The following is a 21,436-nucleotide window of genomic DNA, read 5'->3' as shown; positions in this document are numbered from 1 at the left end:
TCTTCAAGAGCAGATGTGGTCATTCACCAGGATGAAACAAGTTCTTGTCTTCAACAGAGGACAAGAATTAGTACTCCTTGATCGATTCTAACGATCCTTTAATCTTGCCAGTCAACCAAAGCACAGCAGGAAACATAATGCCGAAAATCATGGCATAATAAGGCCATACTTGATTTAACTCGATTATGAATGAAATGTTTGGCCATATGAAATTGGTCATGGCTAATATGATCAGGATCAGGGGAATCAACAGAGAGTTAGCGTTACGAAGACGAAAAGCATCCGCGAGCCCTTGTGCGGAAATATACAGAAGTAGCGCAAGGCGGAAAAAAATAGTAACGAACCAGACGATTGCCAGGATGATTTCGAATCGCTGAAGAAACTCGCCAATATTAATGGTTCGGTCAATAAAAAATGTAGGAAACGTCAAATCCGCTATTACACCAGCGCTGATGACTGTGATGATTTGCAGCATCATGAAAAAGTACATACTGCCGCTAATCAGAGCACTCACAATGACCGACTTTCTCCATTGTTTTATATCCGAGAAGTGATGAGCAAAAAAAAGATAGAGGATCGCTTCTGCATAAGGAAAAGCAAATAAATTGATGGATGCAAGAACGACAGGTTTCAAACCGTTTTCCAAAATAGGAAGAAGATTGTTTAGCTCGGCCTCAGGAAGAAGAGTGATTCTGACTAATAGATACAGGACTAGAAAGAAAAAGAACAAAACTTCTGCACAGCGGCCAATAACGACTGGACCCGAGCGGACAGCGAGATATACGGCTATGAGCATAATGAAATATATGGCGTCATAAGGTGTTTCGGGCATTATAGATGTCGTCACAAAGTCGCCTAGATTTCGAAGTGTCATGATACACTCAAGAAAGGGAAAGGAAAAAATGAAAACTATGGCAATAGTACCGCCCAGAGGGCCGAAGAGGCAACGTAGATACTCCACAAAAGTTCTCCCTTTCATGTGCCTGGCGATAGAGGTATACAACGGTATCAACATCAGATGAAAGGCCAAGGAAATGGGAATGGAAAGCCAAGCATCCTGTTTAGCAACAGCGGTAATAGCCGCTGGCAGCACTAAGTATGCACTTCCTATTTGATACAGAGCAAACCATGTAATGGCCTGGCGAACAGTCAGCTTGGTATTCACTCCGAAGTCCCCTTCTATGATAATATTGTTGTAATGAACTCGCTTAATGGTTGGAATAGAATCCGAATTCCTACCAGTGGACTCGGCAGTTCAATATGCGCTATCCTCAGAACGTTTAATATAACTCCAACAGCAAAGAGTACCATGCCACATAAGATTTCACGTATGTAGTGCTTCTCCTTCAATGCTCGAAATTCAATAACCATTGCGACAAAAGATCCTACAAGTATTACATATAACATATACATCCACTCCTAATTGTTCTGATAGGAATCGACGGAATTGGTAATTTTTCCGACACGGTTCAAACGATAACGAAGATTAACATCGACCTGGAGATGTTGAAATTTTCTGGTCCAGTCCTCTTTCCATTTATGCCACTCAGATGGGTACTTTCGATGAAAAGCCTCCCCGAACCCGAATATATCGGAACCGATATGCTGTGCATTTTGAATGCCTTCCTTTAAGATTTTTTCCTGTTCTTCTCTGCCTGCCACTTGAAACTCATTAAACGTCTTTTCATCCTTCAGGTCAGCATTACACGTAACCTCTCCGATGTTGGCTTCTGTATCCACTACAAGAGTAATGTATGGCTCATTGTTTTTTATTTTTGGAATGATTTTTACGTTGTTATGAATGACTTCAAAAGCAAACTTCCCTTTGGAATTCGGACAGCCAACGGAAGCAACTGTACTGGAAACTCGATTGGATATGTAGGTAAAAGCCTTACTCTTGGATTCTTCTATCCAGCCAGTCAAACGGTCACCCTGAAAAACGCCAATTCCGGTAAATAAATAATTCACATGTTGAGGTGATTTTTTCACGTTATCGATGGTAAGACCTTTATTCAGATTGTTCAATCGAATGCCTGTAAGAACAGGCTCGATGCCCTCTTTCGTTAACCGCTGAAGAAGATCTTTGACATCGACCGCGGAGGTGGGTGCCCATGTTTTCTCAGATACTTTCAAAGCCTTATACATATCCATTGCAGGTAAAACCTCGGTTGGAGCTACAAAAGAAACGGCATCCTTCGCTGAACTTCCCCTGACAATGGCCAAATGGAAATCAGGCCGAACTTCATGATCCCGGAACAGAAAATCCAATGGCTTCTTAATGCCTTTTCTTGCTGTGTTCTCGTCAAAGATTACAAACTTCAAGTGTGACATGTACATTTTCCGAGATGATTCGGTTGTGAGTTTGCGAAGGGCTTCAAATAGCGTGTCAGCACGGCTGGAAAAAACGATTGTTGGCGACCGTTCCATAGCCCGATTACGAGACATTTGAGAAGGGTCAACAACTTGCAGACTGATCTCATATTGATCATCCACTGTATCAATACCCAAAGCTATCACGACGGAAATTTCGTTCAGCTCCTTACTGTTCCAACAACCCGTAACAACGACCATCAGCAATATGTAAATAAGAGGTTTTAAAATTCTGGATCGGTACGAGATCATGGGCCTACTCCTTTTGTTTTTTGTGTTGCTTTGTTTTATTCCTGAATGGAAAACGTAATACGGCATCACTTTGCTTTAACGAATTGTAATTCGCCGAAGGACTCATATACGGCACACCTAATGAATGAAGGCTATTCAGATGTACAAAGAGTATGAGCATGCCCACAGTCAAACCATATACTCCATAGATCGCGGCTAACCCGATAAACACAAATCGCAATATCCGGATTGGAATGGCCATGGTGTAAGAGGGTATGACAAAGCTTGAAATAGCTGTAATGGCAACGACAATGACCATAACAGGTGAAACAATGTTTGCTTCTACGGCAGCTTGGCCAATAACGATGGAACCGACAATGGAAACTGCCTGCCCGACTGTTCTTGGCATTCGCAGGCCTGCCTCTCTCAGAATTTCAAAAATCACTTCCATGATTATTGCCTCTACAAATGCCGGAAAAGGTACTCCTTCACGCTGCGCGGATAAACTTAATAACAGTACCGTTGGAATCATATCCTGATGGAACGTTGTCAACGCAACATATATGGCTGGAGCCAACATACATATTCCCAGGGAGATGTATCTTAATATTCGAATAATACTGCTGTAAATATAAGATTGATAATAATCCTCTGCAGATTGAATGAAATCAACAAACACCGCAGGGGCAAGGATAACGAAGGGAGTTCCATCTACAAATATCGCAATTTTGCCATCCATGACTCCTGCTGCAATAGAATCTGGACGATCCGAATTATAGAAAATCGGAAATATAGTAAACTGTTTCTTCTCTGTGAGGGATTCTTCGAGATATTCACCTTCAAGCACACGATCTACGCTCATGCTTTCTAATCTGGATATCAAGTTCAGAACCATGTCCTGATCAGCGATCCCGTCCATATACATGACCGATATGTCCGTCTTGGTTTTTTCACCAACTTTGACGTTGGTTAGTCGCACTCTTGTATCTTTAACCCTGCGGCGAACCATTGTTGTATTTGTGCGTAACGTTTCCGTAAACGATTCTTGCGGACCTCTGATAACAGGCTGTGCCTTCGATTCTGTAATGCTGCGTTCTTCCCATCCTGGCAAAGAAATAACTAATCCTTCATCGATCCCATCCAGTAACAATAGAACTCCGCCTGAAAGGATTTGATCCAACGCATCTTCAAAACTCTGAACCAAACTTGCTTCGCCGACATCCAGAATGCTATTTTTCAAAAATGGTAAAGACATCTCATCGCTATCAGAATAGGCGAATTCATGCAATGGACGAATCACATTGTCTTGTACCTTCTGCATGTCAACCATGCCATCCAAATAAAACAGAGCGGCGTGATTCCTTCCAATAGTGATCTCACGAACAACAAAATCAGAACTGTTTCCCATGAAGTCACAGATAAGATCGATATTGCGAACGATTTGTTTGGAAAAATTGGGTTGCAACTTCATTTCACAATCCCCCTTGATTATGTAGTATTGGTACTAATTCGAAATATAATCATTGAGTTGTAAGTGCAATGTCCTTCTCTGACTGAATAAAACCGAAAAAGAAGTCGCAAATTTTACGACTTCTCTTACTAAACATTATTTGATTGCCACAGATGGCAAAAGCAAATAAGCGACTATAAAATTGGTTCTTCTTAATGGATTAACGGTGGACTTGCTGTTTATGGCTTACTAAAACAGTTGGCTCAGAAAGTCCCAGATGCTCTCGCAGCGTCATCCCCTCATACTCTTCACGGAACAAGCCGCGACGCTGAAGCTCAGGAACGACGTGCTCAACAAAGTCATCGAGATCACCTGGCAGAACAGGCGGCATGATATTGAAGCCATCGCAGCCGTATCCATTGAACCACTCTTCCATGAGGTCGGCAAGCTGCTCCGGCGTTCCTACGAATTGCATATGACCACGGGCACCGAGAAGCCTCCGTCCGAGTTCGGCAATGGATAACTGCTCTTCACGTGCAAGGTCCATAATGAGTTGGACGCGACTTTTCATTCCGTTGCTTGCTTCGACCAGATCTGAAATGTCCGGTAGTGAACCGTCGGCAGGATATCCGCTGAGTTCTGTTTGAAGTATGCCAGACAGCATCATTACCGCTTCTTGGGGATCGATGAGATCTAGCAACTCCCGTTCCTTGCGTCGGGCCTCCTCTACAGTTGAACCGAGGATCGGCGACAACCCCGGCATGATGAGCAAGCTGCCACGCTCACGTCCAACAGCCAGAAGCTTCTCGTTCACCGTGCGATAGAAATCTTGCGCAGCTGTGAGTGACGTCTGTGCCGTGAAGATCACCTCTCCAACTTTTGCAGCGAAATCCTGACCTGGATCCGAGGAACCGGCCTGAATAAGGACGGGGTAACCTTGCGGTGGACTTGGCACGTTCAAAAGCCCTTGCGTCGAGTACCATTTCCCTTGATAATCTGCGATACGCAGCTTGGATTCATCGACGAACGTACCTGATGCCCGATTCATAACGATTGAATCCTGTGGCCAGCTGTCCCATAATGCCGTAACGACGTCAACAAATTCCTGCGCCATCTCGTAACGTGTTCCGTGTTCAGGATGCTTATCTCGTCCGAAGTTCCGAGCTTCGGTGTCAACTTGAGACGTGACGATATTCCAGCCAGTCCTTCCCCCGCTTATGTGGTCGAGCGTAGATAAACGGCGCGCGGCATTGAACGGCTCGTTATAGGTCGTCGACAGGGTTGCTGTCAACCCGATTTTATCGGTTACCATGGAAAGTGCGGAGAGTAGAGACACCGGGTCCAGCATGCCTGCAGCAGCCCGGCTGGGGTAGATCAAGTGCAGCAAGTCCGCAAAAAAAATCATATCAAACTTGCCTTTCTCAGCTGTCTGGGCAATCCGCTTATACCAATCGATATCGAACATCTTCTCTACCCCTGATTCCGGATGACGCCATCCGGCATGATGATGCCCAGTAAAATATATAAATGCACCAAGATGAAGCTGGCCCTGTCGTTTTTTCGCCATATCCGTTCCTCCGCTTTCATTCTAGATATCTATAATCAGCCTTTATATGTGTTATTCCATCGAAGGAATCTTCTTTCTACTAGTCTGACTGCCGAATCCGAGAGTTTACCAACCAAGGCGAACAGAATTATACCCACGAAGACAACATCCGTCTGTGCATATACACGTGCGTCTTGTATCATATAGCCGACTCCTGCGCTTGCACCCATCATCTCTGCCACGGCAAGCAATAACCAGGAGGCACCAACAGATAACCGAATGCCAAGCAGAATGTTTGGCAACGCCGAGGGAATAATTAGCCTGCTTAATAGCCTGAACTTAGAATATTGCAAGATGCGGGTAACCTCATAAAGCTTTCGGTCCGCACTGCGGACCCCCAAATGTGTATGGAAATAGAGCGGAAAAAACGATCCGATTGCAATGAGCAGTACTTTGGATAATTCCCCTACGCCAAACCAAAGAATGAAGAGCGGAATAACAGCTAACAACGGAACTGTCCGAAGCATCTGTATCGTCGGGTCAAGCGTCTGTTCAGCCCATTTGCCTAGACCAGTGAACACACCAAGTATTAATCCTGTAGCGGCTCCAAGTAAGAATCCTCCGCTTGCCCGAATAGTGCTGGTTGTGAGATGCTGTGTCATATCGCCGGTTACGCACAGTTGCCAAAATGTCCGCGCAATGCGGGATGGAGCTGGTAGTGCCGAGTCAGACAACAGTCCAAGAGCAGATCCCACCTCCCATAAAGCTAATATAATAACCGGTAACACCCAACCATACAGCCAATTCGGCATTCTCCAGTGGCGTTCCCTTCCCATCCCCATTTCTTTCTCATTAGCCTTCGATTGTAATGTCACATCGTTCAAACTCATAACTGTTATCCATCTCCCTCTATGGAATCCTGCCAACGCAACGATTTTTTCTCTGCCAACCTGACCAGTGAATCGGTCACTTTGCCAACAATCGCAAAAACAATAATGCCGACAAAGATGACAGACGTTAGCGAGAAGGAGCGTGCGTCATTGATGATGTAGCCGATCCCGGAGCTTGAACCCATCATCTCTGCGACAACCAGCCCGAGCCAGCTAACTGCAATCGAAAGACGTACGCCTAAAAACAGTGAAGGAAGTGAGGCAGGAATAATCAGCTTGGTAATGGTTTGAAATTTCGTGAATTCCAACACACGTGCTACTTCGAACAATTGACGATCCACCGAGCGAACACCCAAAAAGGCATTCACATATAAAGGAAAGAATGCTCCCTTGGCAATGAGTACGATCTTTGAAGTCTCGCCAAATCCGAACCACAGAATGAACAATGGCGCAACAGCCAAGTGAGGCAGTGTCCGAAGCAGCTGAAGCGACGGATCTAGCAATCGTTCCGCCTTTAACGAAAACCCGACCCATAATCCTGCGGCTAATCCCAGGCCACCGCCAAACAAGAACCCTAGTGCCGCTCTACCCGTCGAGCTGCGCAGATTGGTCAGCAGTTCTCCCGACGAGATCATGCGTCCGAACTCAGCTACGATGTCCTTCGGAGGCGGAATTAACACCGTATTTACCCACCCACTCGAGGATGCAATCTGCCAAATGATTAATATCGCTGCCGGTACCGACATCCCGATCAGGAGATGAATAGTCCGAAAAATAAGCTTGTTTCCCGATATTTGCATAACCGCACCCCTACTTTATTTAAGAGCTTCTTCAATGTATTGGTTGTCGAACACGTCAGCCACGTTGATTTCCTTGCGGATTGTACCTAATTCAAATTGAAAGTTTGCAGTGTTCTGCTGATCCGCGATTGTTTCGTCACTTACCGGGATATTGATCATTGCCGCCCGTGATTGCATGCCCTTCACCAGCTCAATCGGAATGTTTCGTTCGTCGGCATAGCGCTGAAACGCTTCCTCTTGATGATTAGCTTCCCACTGGCGGGCCTTCTCGAATGTTTTTAAATAAAGCGTAACAAGCTCCGGATGCTCATTCGCAAAATCCGAACGAACCAATTGGAAAGATGGAGATAGTACACCTTCGCTCTCCCCATCAGCCAGCACTTTTCCTTTGCCGCTTAGTGCATTCAGGGTAATGTATGGGTCCCAGACGGCCCAGGCATCCACTTTTCCACTTTCGAAGGAAGGCTGGGTTTCATCAGGTTGTAATTGAATTTCTTGAATATCGGAGTTTCCTAAACCAGCCTTTTCGAGTACTAGATAAAGGAAGTTGTAGGCGTTGCTGCCCTTCGTGACGGCGACCTTCTTGCCCTTGAGATCCGCAATGCTTTTGATCGGACTATCCTTCGGCACAATGATCGCTACATTGTTCTTGCCATCAAGTAGCTGTGAGATGATTTTGAAGTCAATACCAGCTGCTTGTGCAGAGATTGGGGGCATATTGCCCATGCCAGCAAAGTCCAGATGATTAGAGGCCATCGCTTCAATCATTGGAGGACCGCTCTGGAACTCCAACCACTCCACTTTTACCCCCAGCTCTCCAAATGCATCCTCAAACCACTTCTGTTCTTGTGCTTTACCGAACAAGCCACCCTTGCCCTGTACACCAATCTTCACCGTGACATCATCATCGGATGCATTCGGATTCGAATTATCTTCTACTGGCTTGGCATTCTTGCCATTGCTGGCGTTGATATTTTCATTGCCGCATCCCGATACAACCAGTATCAGAACAAGTATGGCTGCAAACCAACCCAATTTTTTAATCATCTATTCGCATCCCCTTTTATGAAAGTAGATTCGTTAATACGTATCCAATTAAATGCCAGCGCCGTTGTCTATCAAGGGAGAATGTTCCACTTTTTCGAACTCGCCTAGAACGCGGGAGCGAAGTTCCTGGAATGAACTCCCACTGCGTTTACGCGGATAGGGAAGGTCTACATGAATTACATTGCGGATATGACCTGGGCGAGGGTTCATAATGACGACTTTCTCTCCAAGAAATACCGCTTCGTCCAAGTCATGCGTAACGAACAACATTGTCGTCCGGCTGTTCTGCCAGATATCCAGCAGCGCTTCTTGCATGTGTGTGCGAGTGAAGGCATCGAGTGCTCCAAAAGGCTCGTCGAGCAGCAGAATCTCCGGTTTGCGCAACAAAGCCCTTGCAATAGCCACCCGTTGAGCCATTCCTCCGGACAACTCCTTCGGATATGCTTTCTCGAATCCCTTTAGACGAACCAATTCAATTAGCTCTTGAACTCGATGGCGAACCTGAGCATTGCGAAGCGAGAGATTGGCCGCGATATTCTTCTCGACCGTCATCCAAGGGAACAAACGTGGCTCCTGAAAAATAAACCCTTTATCAACGCTTGGTCCCGTAATGGCCATTCCGTTCAGTTCCACTTTTCCCTCATATGTCGTATCCAACCCGGCCACAATCTTGAGCAATGTACTTTTGCCGCAGCCACTGGGTCCGATAAAAGTAATAAATTGTCCCCGCTCAACCTGCAACCCTATATTGCTAAGTGCTAGAATCGGCCCGGTAGGAGCAGCGAACGTTTTGTTCAACCGCTCAATATTCAGCATCAGATGAAACCTCCAATTTAAAATAATTTTTCAGATCTATTTACTTGGTTTTATGGTTATAAAAAAAGGCCTTCTGCTTGTATATCTTTCCCCACGAACGATCTCTGGTTATCCAGTCGAACTCTCGTTCACAAACCGAGCAATCATTCGGTTTGTTGGGGAAATTGTAGCAGTGGCCTGTATCTGTTGTCAATCATTTCTTTTGGAGACTTTTGGAATTATGTAGAGATCACGCATATTTTCATATTCGAAACCTTGTTCGCTTGTGATCCCGAACCCTTTACCCCTCATGTCTTGCAGTAAATAAAGAGACGATGGAACGCGCTTGCGCACGAATCGGAACTTCAGCGCCGGGCATTTTTTGCAGCGTCAGTCCTTGAATTAAACTTACAAAATAATAGGCAAGCTCCAAGGGGACACCACTGACGATAAGCCCTTCCTTTTGCCCCTGTTCCATTATGTTCGCGACAGGACCAAGGTTATTCGTGAAACGTTCTGTAACTTCTCTTCGAATCTCTTCGGAGGAAGATTCCGAAAGCCGCGCTGTGTGGATAAGAATCGTGTAAGCCCAATTGTTTTCCAGCGCGAGCCATGACTCAGACAATAGTAAAAGTTTATTTAGAGCATCACCTGATTGCTCAGCGAGTTGGGAGACATGTTCGCCGTAACGCGTCTGACCTCTTCTGAGAATTTCGCTGATAATCTCGTCTTTGGACTTAAAGTAGTGATACATGTTCCCAATGCTCATGTCTGCTGCCGCTGCGATGTGGTTGATGCTTACTGAACCGATTCCTTTGAATGCAATGATTTCCAAAGCGGAATCAAGGATGTGATTGATTCTTTTTTCCCGTTGTTGTTGGTCTTTCTCTATGTTTCTAGGTGACATTAACGTTGCAACCCCTTTCTGAATTTCATTATAGCATAGCCGTTTTACAGGCTGGATTCATCCGGGAAGCTTTCAGAGCATCTTCGGTCGTGTTGTCGAAGATATGTCCGATCACTCAGGACCGCAGAAATGTGATCCGTCAATGAAAAAACCCAACTTCCACTCTTAGTTCACAGAGTGTGTTGGGTCTTTTTAGCGCAATTAATGGGTTAAGTCAATCACTTTATCAAAGCAATATGAATCTCTGTCATAGCCGTTATGCTCATAAAAAGCATGAGCGTTGGTTCGCTTCATTCCGCTACATAAAATAATACTTGATATTCCCCGTTCTTTAGCATAATTTTCAGTCTGTCTTAGTAGTTTTGTGCCTATCCCTCTATTTTGCAGCTCTCTTTTAACAGCAAGAGCTTGAATATGTAGATAACCTATTGGAACTCCTACAGATAATGACTGTACAATAGTTACAAAACCCACGACATCATTATCTATTAGTGCAACAAATGTTTTGTAATTCCCGGCCTTATTCATCTCTTCCATAGTCACTCGGAAGTCTGCATCATTAACATTACGAATTTCAAGTACATCATTCCATAAAAAAACAACTTCAGCATAATCATCTGATATAATTTCTCGTATTTTAATATTCATACTAAACCCCCTCAAGATAAAATAATCGGACAATCTCCCCTATACCCTATTGGTGATAAGGTTCTCCGCGCTGTCTGTAACGGCAAGTTTTAGGGCCATCCTTTGTGGGGATGACCTTATATTATAATCTAAATTTTTTCAGTTGTCTTCTTCGTTAACGCCTGCATTCCACTCGTATGGAAGCATTATTTTTTCTTCACGGGTATCCAGATTTCTCCTGAAACATTCCCATGCCGTGCCATTCCATAATACATTTCGAAAGTAGGGCCCTCAACCTGTTCGTATTCAGATGTCGGAAACCACTCAGAATAGATTCGTACCCATAGTTTTTGCATATCACACTGCGGCTCCGGGAAAATCGCCCACGTTAATGCTGGGACAGCAAGTTTTGTGAATCTCTCCGGAATCTCAAGTCCCTTAGGTACATGATAACAGATCATGTATTTGAAAGATTCTTTAGTGTGATCATAAAGGGCGGCATGTAACATGGTATCACCAAAACGTCCCAATAAGTCGTTCATATGATCAACGCTGCCATCATCATCACATTTTATACGAAATTGAGGTACTTCAGCGAACGCTGTTTTCTGGTCTGCATTTATAATTCCATATACTCCAAACATCTCAAAAGAATCTCTTTGCTCAATACGGTAATTCATTTCGACATCCCCTTTTATTGAAATATGAAAGGACATTCGAGGATAGGCTTTCAGAGAAACGCCTGTATCGCGTGCAGATGTAGGCATAATGCCATGAAGATTTTTAAAGGCCCGTGCAAACGCCTCCGGCGAATCATATCCATATTTCATTGCTACATCAATAACCTTTGAATCTGTTGTCTGCAGTTCGAATGCCGCCAACGTCAACCGTCGATGTCGAATATACTCCGATAACGATACGCCAGTAATAAATGGAAACATCCTTTGAAAATGATAGGTAGAGCAACAGGCTCTCTGTGCGATTTTATCAAATGAAATAGTGTCCGCTAGATTTGTTTCGATATATTCCATGGCACTATTCATCCGGACCAACCAATCCATCGTATTCCCTCCCTTCAAGGTAATTTTATGGGAAATAAATAATGAATACCTTGCAATTTCTGCACGAAAAAGTCAGTAAAACTGCTCTTATTGATGATACGGTTCACCGGGTCATCACTGGAGTAATCAAGAACAAACTAGACATGAGCGAATCATCTGGAAGTACAACGATGGGACTGGTTTTCCCGGTGTATCTTATTCGGACGCTCGCGCAATCCATGTTGCGAAGTATATCAAAAAAGAACTTTCCATTTAGTGATATCATAAATTCTTCCCCACACATCTCTAACAATGGAATTTCATTCTGAATATCTCCAACATCAGCTGTTTTGGACAATAGTTTCAATGTGGCTGCATTTGCTACTAGTCTAATCACTTGTGCACTAGCCATTACAGTCACACATTCAACTGCTCTCAACAGACATGCTTTATCAACTGAGATTTCACACATATAAGATTGAGGAATTACATTCTTTATGGATGGAAACATTCCCTCAATAAGAACAGACTCCACCTTCAGTCCATTTGTCATGAATTTAACTCGGTTATTACTCACTTCGATTTCGGTCGTTTCATCTGCTTTGTTTAACATTTTTGATATTTCATAGAGATTTTTCGCTGGAAGACAGCGTGTGAAATGTCCGCTAGAACTGCATAACCCTGACAAAGGGCAGTACCCGGTCATGCTCATGACTCACAGGAAAGCCCCAATAAAACAATTACGTATAGACACCTTTTTTATATATTCAACTGGATTTCGGGAATCGAAGTTTCGCTTTATGCTCGGGAAGAAAGAAGCTTTTAGTGAACGACCACCAAATTTGAGTACTCGGTTGTTGTCCAAAGTTGAATACGGAGTTACGCCCTACCAGTACCGTAGAAATATGATCCATCAATGAGAGCGAATAAATAGTTTCATCAAATTGATATAAATCGGGTTGACCATGTAGCCATTCGGACTTACGGAATATCTCTTACCCGTGTCCAATCGTCGTATTTGTTCCATTTCCTTCTCATTCAACTCAAAGTCGAATATTTCATTGTTCTCTTTTATCCTTTGAGGATTCGATGATTTGGGGATGACAATAATTCCACGTTGCAGATGCCAGCGCAAAATGACTTGCGCAACCGATTTCTGATGACAAAGGGCAATTGCCGCCAGCTCCGGATGCTCCAGCAGCGCTTTGCTTCCCTGCCCCAACGGTCCCCAAGCCTCATGCAGAATCCGATGTCGAACCATATAATCATGCAATTCGTGTTGTGGAAATTCCGGATGGGTCTCGATCTGATTTACCATCGGCGAAATCCGGGAATGTTTCTTCAGATGCTCCAGATGCCGGATCTCGAAATTGGCTACACCTATAACTTTGATTTTACCTGCGTCGTATAACTCTTCCATCGCCTTCCAGGCGTTCACGTATTGAGGACCGGCAAAATGAATCAAATACATATCGAGATATGTTACGTTCAGCTTCTGGCAAGTCTGCTCGAACACCTTTTTCGTCGCACGGTACCCCAGGTCTGTCGTCCATACCTTGGAGGTAATGAAGAACTCCTCCCTGGGAATGCCGCTGTTTTGGATGACCCGACCTAGCGCCGCTTCATTACCATAAATTTTGGCCGTATCGAAATGGCGATAACCCATTCGAATAGCCTCCTCGACAGTCCTCTCGAAGGTCCCCCCGTCTTTGATCTTATATAGGCCGAACCCGAGTTGAGGAATGCCCACTCCGTTTGCCGCTACGACTGTCTGATTCATTCGGAACTCCCCCTCCCCGTGTTTCCTATTTGTTGTTCCGATGCTTGTTCTTCGCATTGTGCTAGCAACTTTTCTATTTGGTTCACCAGGTTTTTCAACAATTTCAACTTGCTACCGGAGTCAAGGCTGTAATAGTTGAGAGTTCCTTCTTTACGAACACTTATTATCTGTGATTCTTTCAATATTTTCAGATGATGTGATACGGTCGGTCGGGAAAGGTGAGTCTTCATCCTGATCTCTCCTACGCGCATGCCGGGTTTTTGCGGCCCTTGAATCAAGGCTATGAGGATGGCTTGCCGAGTCTCGTCTCCGATCGCATTCAACACCTTCTGATTGTTCTTAAATTCGATAGCAATCGTGGTCGCAAGTTCCTGATCCAAGTAAAATATCCCCTTCCATTTAGAACGTGTAATACTTTTGTAGATACAGCCTATCACAATCTCGGATTCGGCTGTACATCGGGAAAGAAATTCAAGAACCTATTTTTCCCATGACTTAAGACAAACGATATATGTCCAGATGGAAACTGTTCCAATGTAATGCTTTAGCTGCCTCTCAGTTCTCCGAAAAAATGTGCTCCTAGTTATGATGCTGTTTGAACATTTGCAAAAGAAGAAGCCCCCCAGACGAATGGAGTGGCTTCTATAAATTGAACTTATTTATTCTTCTGTGCAATGATGATATAGACAGGTTGGTTAGCAACTTGCGTCGGTGAGTGGATCGTATTAATAATTGAGAAACCTGCCTTAATGATTTCCTCCTCCATTTCCTTCGATGAAACTCTTGGACCAGTAGGCATTTGTCTTTTAATACTCTGTGAATTTCACCCAGTACGAAGGAATCTAATTACATAAATCATTATTGAAATAAGTTCGTTCCCCTCAACCCTTAAGATAGGAAATTACATGGATAAAACAAAAAGCCGCTGCTTTAGCGACTTTGAATGATATTATAAAACCAACGATCCAAACTCTTGAATACCTCATCTCCAGCAGAGTATCCTAAGCAAAATATTTCCCTGAGTGCAAATCTTCTATTTCTTGAGAAAGTCTTCTAGTATGTAACTTCATATAACATTGAGCTTTTTGCAAAATATCTGTATGCCCACCTAAATCATACAAAATTGTAGTAGATAACACTTGTACAATATAAAGGCTTGTTTGAGTTGCCATCCATTCAAAAAAATTGAAAAACTTCTCAATTTGCTCTTTGTCATCATTTTCACGAAGTAATCCATCAACATAAGTAGCCACTTCATCACCAAAAAACACATGTCCTAGAAACTCTTGATTTAATTCCAAATGTTCTATATAACAATTGTGGAATTCAGGAAAAAGTTTTAAGAATTGATTGATTAAATTGTCACTGTCCATTCTCCAACCTCCATACTTACCCGTAATCACTGTTCTTTTGGTTTAAAAAACATCTTGCCAACCATAAGTCCCATAGCAGTTGAACAGATCAGATATCCAAAGAACAAGAAAAGTAAATAAACACCATGAAGATCTGCAGGAATCTGTTTCAAACCTTCAAACCAAGCTAAGCGAAAAGGATAAAAGATGACTACCCAAATGATCAGCAAGAAAAGAAGAAAATTAATTATTTTTAGCACAATAATGATCCTTTCAAGCTTGAGTGGAAACAGTTGAATGTATATGCTTCATCTTTCATTTCGCATTACCTTACCACTGTCCGCACTATAATAGTTAGCTTATGTATTAGGGTTGATATGTTGGATCTATAAATAATTACTAATTATAACAGGAAACATTAGGGTGATAGCTTATTCTTCAGTCCAACGTTAAGTGTATAATTCCTGTCTTGATTTAATTTTAGGAAGATGATTAGGAAGATGATCGTTACGGCATAAAGAAGCCCTCTCTTTTGGTAGAACGAGCTTCTTTTTGCGTTTCACGATAACACTTTATGCTTACTGGACACCAGGCGCGTTTTCATGCGTAACTAAGTTCGATCTTTTCTTCTTTCTTGGCTGCCCTTTCCAGGACAGATAAGTCCAAATCCGTAGGATATACTCGACAGGACCATTGCTAAATTTCTTGAGATATAGCGGACTGAGCCACAATTGAATGAGATAGACAGCAAGCGCAATAATTGCTCCGATAAACACACCAGCACGACCAAACAGTCCCAGGCCGTATCCATAGAAAATTGTCGTACAGATTACGCTCTGCATCAGGTAATTCGTCAACGAGAGACGGCCAACCGCCTCAAATCTGTACATCAGGCTGGAACGGCGACTTCCCGCATACAACAGTGCAAATGCATAAATGTATCCGAGTGCAAGCAACGTTCCTCCAAGCGTCCCCCCGATTCCGATACCGAGCCAACCTTCCGCACCCAATTGTGGCGCCAATACACCGTATGCTTTGAGTATCAAACCTACTGGAATTAATAACGAGGCACGGCGAAGATACATAGTCCGCTTCGTTTGGGGATCGCTAAACGTGCCGCTTCTGGCAGCGTGCATGCCGAGCAAGAACATCGGTACTGTCATGAGTGGGGCTAACAGCAGGATCAATAGGGCAAATGACACCTCCAAATCCCCGCCGAATGGATCGCCGTTATTACTGAAATTCCTGATTTCCGCGTATGTGCCGCTACCGTATACATCCTGACTTTGAATGATGTAGTTCTCCATATGAATGGACTCAATCGCCAGCGGGTTCATCGGATTAGATGCCGGGAGGCCAAGTATGCCCGCTCCCATGAGTAGCAGTACCGACCAAATGAGCAGCGTTTTGGGCTTCCGATTAAGGAACATGAGCAAGAAGAAACCGAGTACACCATAAAATGTCAGGATATCCCCTTCCCACAGATAGATGATGTGCAGTAAACCGATTCCAAACAGTAGTAGAAAACGGCGTGCCAGATGACACTTTGGTCGTAAATCTCGTGATTTTAGGCTTTCTGAGAGCTTAACCATTCCAAAGCCAAACATAAATGCAAAAATCGGCATAAAACTGCCCACTACAGTGATCAGCAGGAATGAGAGGAAAGCCTGATCTGCTCCGCCAATCCCGAACAGTTGGGGTTTACTTTGGCCATACATTCCATATTGGAAAGCCAGCATATTCGCCAGCACAATGCCGGCCAGACTGAATCCACGCAGTCCATCAATGACTTGAACGCGCTTTTTTGATGTGCTCAATCAATCACCTCTGTCTATAACATAAAGATCAGATCTAAATATACGTTAAATCCTTCCATAATTTCAACATAAATTAATAAGCGAACGTTTATATTTTGATTTACTTTGACGTACCAATAAAACAAAAACAAAAAAAGTCGCTAAATTTAGCGACTTTCAGTTTGAACACCTTAAAGAGTGACAATAATCGGACCATTTTTAGTAAGAATAATAGTATGTTCTATTTGAGCTACATAGCTGTTTTTAGTAACAAAGGTCCAGCCATCACCTGTTTGTTCTACTTCTTCTTCTGAAGTTGAGATAAACGGCTCGAATGCAATAACCATACCTTCTTTTAACAATTCATCATCCGATGGATCATTATAATTGTAGATGTGGTCAGGTGCTTCATGTATTCCACGTCCAACACCATGTCCTGTAAGGTTTTTAATAACCGTTAATTCATGCTGTCTGGCAGTTTGGAATACGGCTTTTCCGATTCCGCTTTTTTTGGAGCCTGGTTTTGCTTTTTTAAGACCTGCTTCAAATGCCAGTTTAACAACGTCGCATATTTTCGTTAATACTTCTTCACCTTCGCCTACGACAAACGAGAGTCCCGTATCTGCAAAATAACTGTTTTTGGAGCCAGACACATCAATATTGACGATGTCCCCTTCTTGAATAACCCGCTCTCCCGGAATACCATGTGCCACTTCTTCATTAACACTAATACAAGTAAATCCAGGGAAATTATATTCACTTTTTGGAGCAGAAACTGCGCCAGCTTTCTCAAAAAGCTCTCCTGCCAAATCATCAAGCTCTTTAGTGGTTATGCCTGGGATAGTTCTTTGAACCAATTCATCTCTAATAGAAGCAACAATTTTGCCAATTTCCTTCAAGCCATTAAAATCTTCTTCTGTTCTTGCGATCATTTTTTCTTACCTCACTATCTTTTATCATTAATTGATTACATAAGTATTTTTTTGATTGAACTTTAGATAATCATATCCAAAGCTGCAAAGCTTCGCAACTTTTTTATGCGGAGGTACCGGCCAGAGTCGAATACAGCTTGAGCGATTTAGGTAATACGCTGAGGCCCATCATTAGTGTGATGGAAACATGGGGAATGGATATAAGAAGCTCAATTAGGATACTTCGACCGTACAGACGTATAGGATTACGGACAGTAGAAAACGAGCGCATCCATGTTCAGGGTGCGCTCGTTTTCTTGATGGTGCCTTTTGTGGAATTGTAAAAGTACATCCTTACTTCCTCTTTAATAGCGTAGCCACACGCTCATTTCACCAGCCAGCCGATTACCCCACAGATAATAGGGAATGGCCTTGAAACGTACTTCCTTTTTTTGATTAATATAAGAACGGTACGGCTTCTCATCTGACCATGAAGAGCTGTCGTCAGTCACGAAACCATCCCCTTCTACCACGATACAACCACCTAGCAAATCTGGATCAGCATACGCGGTTAATTGTGGCTCCGAAGCCAACGCGAGCGAAGTGAGCGGTGCCCCGTTGTCTGCTTCTTCTACGCAATAAACGAGCGGGCCGCGTTGAATCGCCACCTTGCCTGCATCTGCCCGAATTAAAGGGTGCGCAGCAACTAACTTCGACTCGATCGGAAGCAGCCACTCCACTGTATTTCCATCTGACCAGCTGCGATTTATTTTCGCGTAACCGTTCTCAACATGAATATCTTGCTGTTCACCATTCACTTTCAAGGTGGGCTGTCCGTTCTGGAACCAATCCGGTATACGCAGTGCAAGCTCGAACTCGGCACATTCGCTATCTTTGGGGAGCTGAACCGAGAATTCAACGTGGCCGTTCCAAGGCAGCTCGGAGCGTTGATGCAATGTTATTGTGGTGTCGGCAAGCTCGAACGAGGCTTTACTTCCAATATACAAATGGGTATAGATCGTTCTGCCATCCTCAGACACGTCGTAAATATAATCGTCTAACGAACCTAGCAACCGTGCAACATTTGGAGGACAACAGGAGCAACCAAACCATTTTTGTCGGACGGGCTTTACGTGATGTTTATCTGGATTTTTGAGACTTGCTTCTGGCCAAACTTCAAGTGGATTGACATAAAAGAAGTGTTTCCCATCCATAGACATGCTACCCAGCACGTTGTTGTATAGCGCTCTCTCCAACACATCCGCATATTCACTTTTAACTTCCAATTGAAGCATGCGTCGTGCCCAGAAAATCAAACCAATTGAAGCACAGGTCTCCGCATAAACGGAATCATTCGGAAGATCGTAGTCAAACGTAAAGGCTTCCCCGAGGTGTGTAGAACCAATGCCTCCGGTAATATACATTTGTTTGCCTGTTGTGTTCGACCAAAGTCGTTCACACGCCGCCTTCAGTCCCTCGTCACCTGTTAGTCGCGCAAGATCAGCCATCGCCGTGTACATGTAAACTGCCCGAACGGAGTGTCCAACAGCTACCTTTTGCTCACGAACAGGAAGATGAGATTGATAGACCTCAAGATTAGGTGCTCCCTGGGACCAGATATTTGTTCGGCTTCCGCGTTCCCATTCCTCGATAAAATAGTTGGGCTGCTTACCCCGTTCATCTATGAAGTATTGGCTTAGATTCAAATAACGTTCTTCTCCCGTAACACCGTATAGCTTAATCAGAGCCAATTCAATTTCCTGATGACCGCAGTAAGCCCTTATCTGTCCCGGCTTGGTTCCGAACATACGATCAATCAGATCAGCGAATCGGCATGAAATGTCTAGTAACTTACGCTTCCCCGTAGCCTGGTAATACGCAACTGCCGCTTCAATTAAATGACCCGCACAATACAGCTCATGAGCTTCATAAAGATTGGTCCATTGTTTCCCAGGTTCTTGGATCGTGAAGTAGGTATTCAGATAACCACCGTCATGTTGGGCTTGGCGGATCAATTCGATGGATTCATCAGCGATCTTCTCTAACCTCTGATCTGGATGATGACGGAGCGAATAAGCAACGGCCTCTAACCACTTGTAAAGATCACTGTCCTGAAATACCCATCCGCCAAACTCTCCTTGCTCCAAGCCTGCAGCAATACGGAAATTTCGAATGGCATGACTCGGCTCTGCATCTTCTACCCTATCGTTCAGAGCTTCCCATTGATAGGGAATAACCGTTTCTCGTACAAGATCGGAATATGTATTCCAAAATTGGTCTTGAATTTGGATCTGGTTCTGTCCCATTATACACACCTCAAAAGTATAAAATTTGACTCTTTTCAAAGTCGAGTATATGCTTTTTCTTAAAGTGAGAATAGGAATGGAATGAGCATTTTTCTATACAAAATGACACTAAAAAATGAGGTTGATTCATTGAATGAAGAATTAATTATTGCCTTACAAACCCCACCTCTTCCATATTACTGGGAATCTGGTCGTTCAACGTTCCGTGTAGGCGACCGTCATCCTAATCGAAGAAATTTCGGTCTGTTTGATGTATTGCTCGTGGTTGATGGGGAACTACATATCGGTGAGAATGGGACGGAATGGACACTTGGTACAGGTGATGCACTGGTATTACTACCTGAAGGTGAGCATTACTCGTTTAGGCCCTGCGAACAGGATACAACATTTTACTGGGTTCATTTTGAGCATGGGAACTGGCATCAGAGTCCCTTAATCGAAGAATGGGAAGCGGTAATTCCGTTATCGCCATTCGATAAGCCAAAATCAATACGGATTCCTAAGAAAACTACGGTGCTAAGTCCCCAACTCGTATTCGATCTAATGCAGAAGCTGTTGGAACTGCCGGTAGGTGATTCCTTCTGGGAGAAGCAGCAACTGTTATTCCGCTTTTTGGCTATACTTGAAAATGGCATCTCAGATATGGCCAAAACACCTGCTTCACGGCTTGCCGAGAACGTAGCTGTTTTCATCCAGCAACACTACCAAGAAGAGATCACCAATGAAACACTCTCATCAGCGCTACACTTCCACCCTAGCTACATCGTTCGCTGTATGAAAATGAAATACGGTGTCACACCGGTTCATTACTTATTACAATTTAGGATTGAGCGGGCCAAGCAGCTTATGGTTTCGACGGAATGGTCGATAGATCGTATAGCCGCTGAAGTGGGTTTTCAATATTCCCCTTACTTTTCTACCTGCTTCAAGCGAAGTGTTGGAATATCTCCCCTCCAGTTTCGCAAGAAATATCTGAACTAGCTGTTCATGGAGACGCTTTTGGCCCACTCAGCGACTCGCCGACTACTTTCTTCTTCCGATAAATCTTCAATCCGGGTCAGAATAGACCAGCGTACACCAAAAGGGTCTAGTATACTTCCGAATCGATCACCAGACGCAAAGTTAACAATCTCTTCTCTTACTTTCGCCCCTCTGGATACGGCGGTTGCAATGGTTTCATCCACATTCATGACGTAAACCCCTAAAGAATAACATGCATGATCTTGATCTGGGGGCAAAGCCAATTGATATGCCGGGTTCGCTGCTCCCAGCTGTAAAAAACCATTTCCAAAATCTAATTCGGCATGAACAATAAACGTATCACCATTTCCATCTGGATGCTCAGTGATATCCTTCACCCTTGCATTGAAAACAATTTTATAGAAATGAATTGCTTCAGAAGGATCCTTCACTGTTATAAATGGGGTAATCGATGTAACTCCGTTAGGTGTACCCTTCTTTGTATATTTTCCTGAAACTGCCTTGTGTTTTGTCTGTTCACTCATATGTCTACTCCGCCTTCCTTCTCAGTAATCCGAGATTGTCATCATTATAAAACAACTTCACTGACATCTACTGTCAGTGAAGT

General features: G+C 43.7%; 21 protein-coding genes. 2 read left to right on the top strand and 19 right to left on the bottom strand.

Going from position 1 to position 21,436, the window contains the following annotated elements; all coding sequences use genetic code 11:
- Positions 1–67: 67 nt before the first annotated feature.
- The 17 genes from NZ043_RS24695 to map all read right to left on the bottom strand — a co-directional run bounded on the left by NZ043_RS24695 (position 68) and on the right by map (position 17,563).
- The gene (locus NZ043_RS24695; protein ID WP_339309481.1) at positions 68–1,165 is read right to left on the bottom strand and encodes an endospore germination permease; all 1,098 of its coding nucleotides are present in this window, start codon (positions 1,163–1,165) and stop codon (positions 68–70) included.
- A 254-nt stretch (positions 1,166–1,419) separates the two neighbouring features.
- Complete coding sequence (locus NZ043_RS24690) at positions 1,420–2,622, bottom strand: Ger(x)C family spore germination protein (RefSeq protein ID WP_133384838.1); 1,203 nt, start codon at positions 2,620–2,622, stop codon at positions 1,420–1,422.
- Between the two features lie 4 nt (positions 2,623–2,626).
- Positions 2,627–4,072, bottom strand: a complete 1,446-nt coding sequence (locus NZ043_RS24685; protein WP_339309480.1) for a spore germination protein — start codon at positions 4,070–4,072, stop codon at positions 2,627–2,629.
- A 199-nt stretch (positions 4,073–4,271) separates the two neighbouring features.
- On the bottom strand, positions 4,272–5,618 hold the full coding sequence (locus tag NZ043_RS24680) for an LLM class flavin-dependent oxidoreductase (protein ID WP_339309479.1): 1,347 nt from the start codon (positions 5,616–5,618) through the stop codon (positions 4,272–4,274).
- Positions 5,619–5,653: 35 nt separating this feature from the next.
- Entirely contained in the window at positions 5,654–6,487 is an 834-nt protein-coding gene (locus NZ043_RS24675) for an ABC transporter permease (protein ID WP_091030286.1), read from the bottom strand.
- Between the two features lie 5 nt (positions 6,488–6,492).
- Entirely contained in the window at positions 6,493–7,287 is a 795-nt protein-coding gene (locus NZ043_RS24670) for an ABC transporter permease (RefSeq protein ID WP_289392635.1), read from the bottom strand.
- Positions 7,288–7,302: 15 nt separating this feature from the next.
- Complete coding sequence (locus NZ043_RS24665; protein ID WP_339309478.1) at positions 7,303–8,334, bottom strand: aliphatic sulfonate ABC transporter substrate-binding protein; 1,032 nt, start codon at positions 8,332–8,334, stop codon at positions 7,303–7,305.
- A 48-nt stretch (positions 8,335–8,382) separates the two neighbouring features.
- Entirely contained in the window at positions 8,383–9,150 is a 768-nt protein-coding gene (locus tag NZ043_RS24660) for an ABC transporter ATP-binding protein (protein WP_339309477.1), read from the bottom strand.
- Positions 9,151–9,430: 280 nt separating this feature from the next.
- Entirely contained in the window at positions 9,431–10,036 is a 606-nt protein-coding gene (locus NZ043_RS24655) for a TetR/AcrR family transcriptional regulator (RefSeq protein WP_091030293.1), read from the bottom strand.
- 201 nt (positions 10,037–10,237) lie between these two features.
- Entirely contained in the window at positions 10,238–10,684 is a 447-nt protein-coding gene (locus NZ043_RS24650) for a GNAT family N-acetyltransferase (protein WP_091030296.1), read from the bottom strand.
- Between the two features lie 185 nt (positions 10,685–10,869).
- A complete protein-coding gene (locus NZ043_RS24645; protein WP_339309476.1) occupies positions 10,870–11,724 on the bottom strand; it encodes an AraC family transcriptional regulator in 855 nt (284 codons plus the stop codon).
- 103 nt (positions 11,725–11,827) lie between these two features.
- Positions 11,828–12,409, bottom strand: a complete 582-nt coding sequence (locus NZ043_RS24640; RefSeq protein ID WP_339312858.1) for a DNA polymerase III subunit beta — start codon at positions 12,407–12,409, stop codon at positions 11,828–11,830.
- A gap of 207 nt (positions 12,410–12,616) precedes the next feature.
- Positions 12,617–13,483, bottom strand: coding sequence for an aldo/keto reductase (locus NZ043_RS24635; RefSeq protein ID WP_339309475.1), 867 nt, complete (start codon positions 13,481–13,483; stop codon positions 12,617–12,619).
- On the bottom strand, positions 13,480–13,872 hold the full coding sequence (locus NZ043_RS24630) for a metalloregulator ArsR/SmtB family transcription factor (protein ID WP_133385964.1): 393 nt from the start codon (positions 13,870–13,872) through the stop codon (positions 13,480–13,482). The genes NZ043_RS24635 and NZ043_RS24630 overlap by 4 nt, the downstream gene beginning before the upstream one ends.
- A gap of 612 nt (positions 13,873–14,484) precedes the next feature.
- Positions 14,485–14,856 (bottom strand): hypothetical protein, encoded by a 372-nt coding sequence (locus NZ043_RS24625; RefSeq protein ID WP_339309474.1) that lies wholly within the window; start codon positions 14,854–14,856, stop codon positions 14,485–14,487.
- 557 nt (positions 14,857–15,413) lie between these two features.
- Positions 15,414–16,652, bottom strand: coding sequence for a DUF418 domain-containing protein (locus NZ043_RS24620; RefSeq protein WP_339309473.1), 1,239 nt, complete (start codon positions 16,650–16,652; stop codon positions 15,414–15,416).
- A gap of 170 nt (positions 16,653–16,822) precedes the next feature.
- Positions 16,823–17,563 (bottom strand): type I methionyl aminopeptidase, encoded by a 741-nt coding sequence (gene map / locus NZ043_RS24615; RefSeq protein ID WP_091030310.1) that lies wholly within the window; start codon positions 17,561–17,563, stop codon positions 16,823–16,825.
- Between the two features lie 74 nt (positions 17,564–17,637).
- Here map and NZ043_RS24610 point away from each other — a divergent pair, with 74 nt between their 5' ends.
- On the top strand, positions 17,638–17,886 hold the full coding sequence (locus NZ043_RS24610) for a winged helix-turn-helix transcriptional regulator (protein ID WP_339312854.1): 249 nt from the start codon (positions 17,638–17,640) through the stop codon (positions 17,884–17,886).
- A 21-nt stretch (positions 17,887–17,907) separates the two neighbouring features.
- Here NZ043_RS24610 and NZ043_RS24605 read toward each other — a convergent pair whose 3' ends face one another.
- Positions 17,908–19,848, bottom strand: coding sequence for a beta-L-arabinofuranosidase domain-containing protein (locus tag NZ043_RS24605; protein WP_339309472.1), 1,941 nt, complete (start codon positions 19,846–19,848; stop codon positions 17,908–17,910).
- Positions 19,849–19,977: 129 nt separating this feature from the next.
- On the opposite strand from NZ043_RS24605, the gene NZ043_RS24600 reads away from it, so the two are divergent.
- Entirely contained in the window at positions 19,978–20,829 is an 852-nt protein-coding gene (locus NZ043_RS24600; protein ID WP_339309471.1) for a helix-turn-helix domain-containing protein, read from the top strand.
- On the opposite strand, the gene NZ043_RS24595 is transcribed toward NZ043_RS24600, so the two are convergent.
- Entirely contained in the window at positions 20,826–21,353 is a 528-nt protein-coding gene (locus tag NZ043_RS24595) for a VOC family protein (RefSeq protein ID WP_249910649.1), read from the bottom strand. The genes NZ043_RS24600 and NZ043_RS24595 overlap by 4 nt on opposite strands.
- Between the last annotated feature and the right edge of the window lie 83 nt (positions 21,354–21,436).

It is taken from the genome of Paenibacillus sp. FSL k6-2145, from assembly GCF_037976585.1.
In the GTDB taxonomy this organism is placed as follows: domain Bacteria; phylum Bacillota; class Bacilli; order Paenibacillales; family Paenibacillaceae; genus Paenibacillus.
The sequence above is the reverse complement of the archived record's forward strand: the minus strand, read 5'-3'. Positions and strand labels throughout refer to the sequence as shown.

What these genes read in the sequence shown, in the direction of transcription:
- NZ043_RS24690 (WP_133384838.1), bottom strand. Translation starts at nt 2,622, where the DNA reads ATGATCTCGTACCGATCCAGAATTTTAAAACCTCTTATTTACATATTG.
- NZ043_RS24685 (WP_339309480.1), bottom strand. Translation starts at nt 4,072, where the DNA reads ATGAAGTTGCAACCCAATTTTTCCAAACAAATCGTTCGCAATATCGAT.
- NZ043_RS24680 (WP_339309479.1), bottom strand. Translation starts at nt 5,618, where the DNA reads ATGGCGAAAAAACGACAGGGCCAGCTTCATCTTGGTGCATTTATATAT.
- NZ043_RS24675 (WP_091030286.1), bottom strand. Translation starts at nt 6,487, where the DNA reads ATGAGTTTGAACGATGTGACATTACAATCGAAGGCTAATGAGAAAGAA.
- NZ043_RS24670 (WP_289392635.1), bottom strand. Translation starts at nt 7,287, where the DNA reads ATGCAAATATCGGGAAACAAGCTTATTTTTCGGACTATTCATCTCCTG.
- NZ043_RS24665 (WP_339309478.1), bottom strand. Translation starts at nt 8,334, where the DNA reads ATGATTAAAAAATTGGGTTGGTTTGCAGCCATACTTGTTCTGATACTG.
- NZ043_RS24660 (WP_339309477.1), bottom strand. Translation starts at nt 9,150, where the DNA reads ATGCTGAATATTGAGCGGTTGAACAAAACGTTCGCTGCTCCTACCGGG.
- NZ043_RS24655 (WP_091030293.1), bottom strand. Translation starts at nt 10,036, where the DNA reads ATGTCACCTAGAAACATAGAGAAAGACCAACAACAACGGGAAAAAAGA.
- NZ043_RS24650 (WP_091030296.1), bottom strand. Translation starts at nt 10,684, where the DNA reads ATGAATATTAAAATACGAGAAATTATATCAGATGATTATGCTGAAGTT.
- NZ043_RS24645 (WP_339309476.1), bottom strand. Translation starts at nt 11,724, where the DNA reads ATGGATTGGTTGGTCCGGATGAATAGTGCCATGGAATATATCGAAACA.
- NZ043_RS24640 (WP_339312858.1), bottom strand. Translation starts at nt 12,409, where the DNA reads ATGACCGGGTACTGCCCTTTGTCAGGGTTATGCAGTTCTAGCGGACAT.
- NZ043_RS24635 (WP_339309475.1), bottom strand. Translation starts at nt 13,483, where the DNA reads ATGAATCAGACAGTCGTAGCGGCAAACGGAGTGGGCATTCCTCAACTC.
- NZ043_RS24625 (WP_339309474.1), bottom strand. Translation starts at nt 14,856, where the DNA reads ATGGACAGTGACAATTTAATCAATCAATTCTTAAAACTTTTTCCTGAA.
- map (WP_091030310.1), bottom strand. Translation starts at nt 17,563, where the DNA reads ATGATCGCAAGAACAGAAGAAGATTTTAATGGCTTGAAGGAAATTGGC.
- NZ043_RS24605 (WP_339309472.1), bottom strand. Translation starts at nt 19,848, where the DNA reads ATGGGACAGAACCAGATCCAAATTCAAGACCAATTTTGGAATACATAT.
- NZ043_RS24595 (WP_249910649.1), bottom strand. Translation starts at nt 21,353, where the DNA reads ATGAGTGAACAGACAAAACACAAGGCAGTTTCAGGAAAATATACAAAG.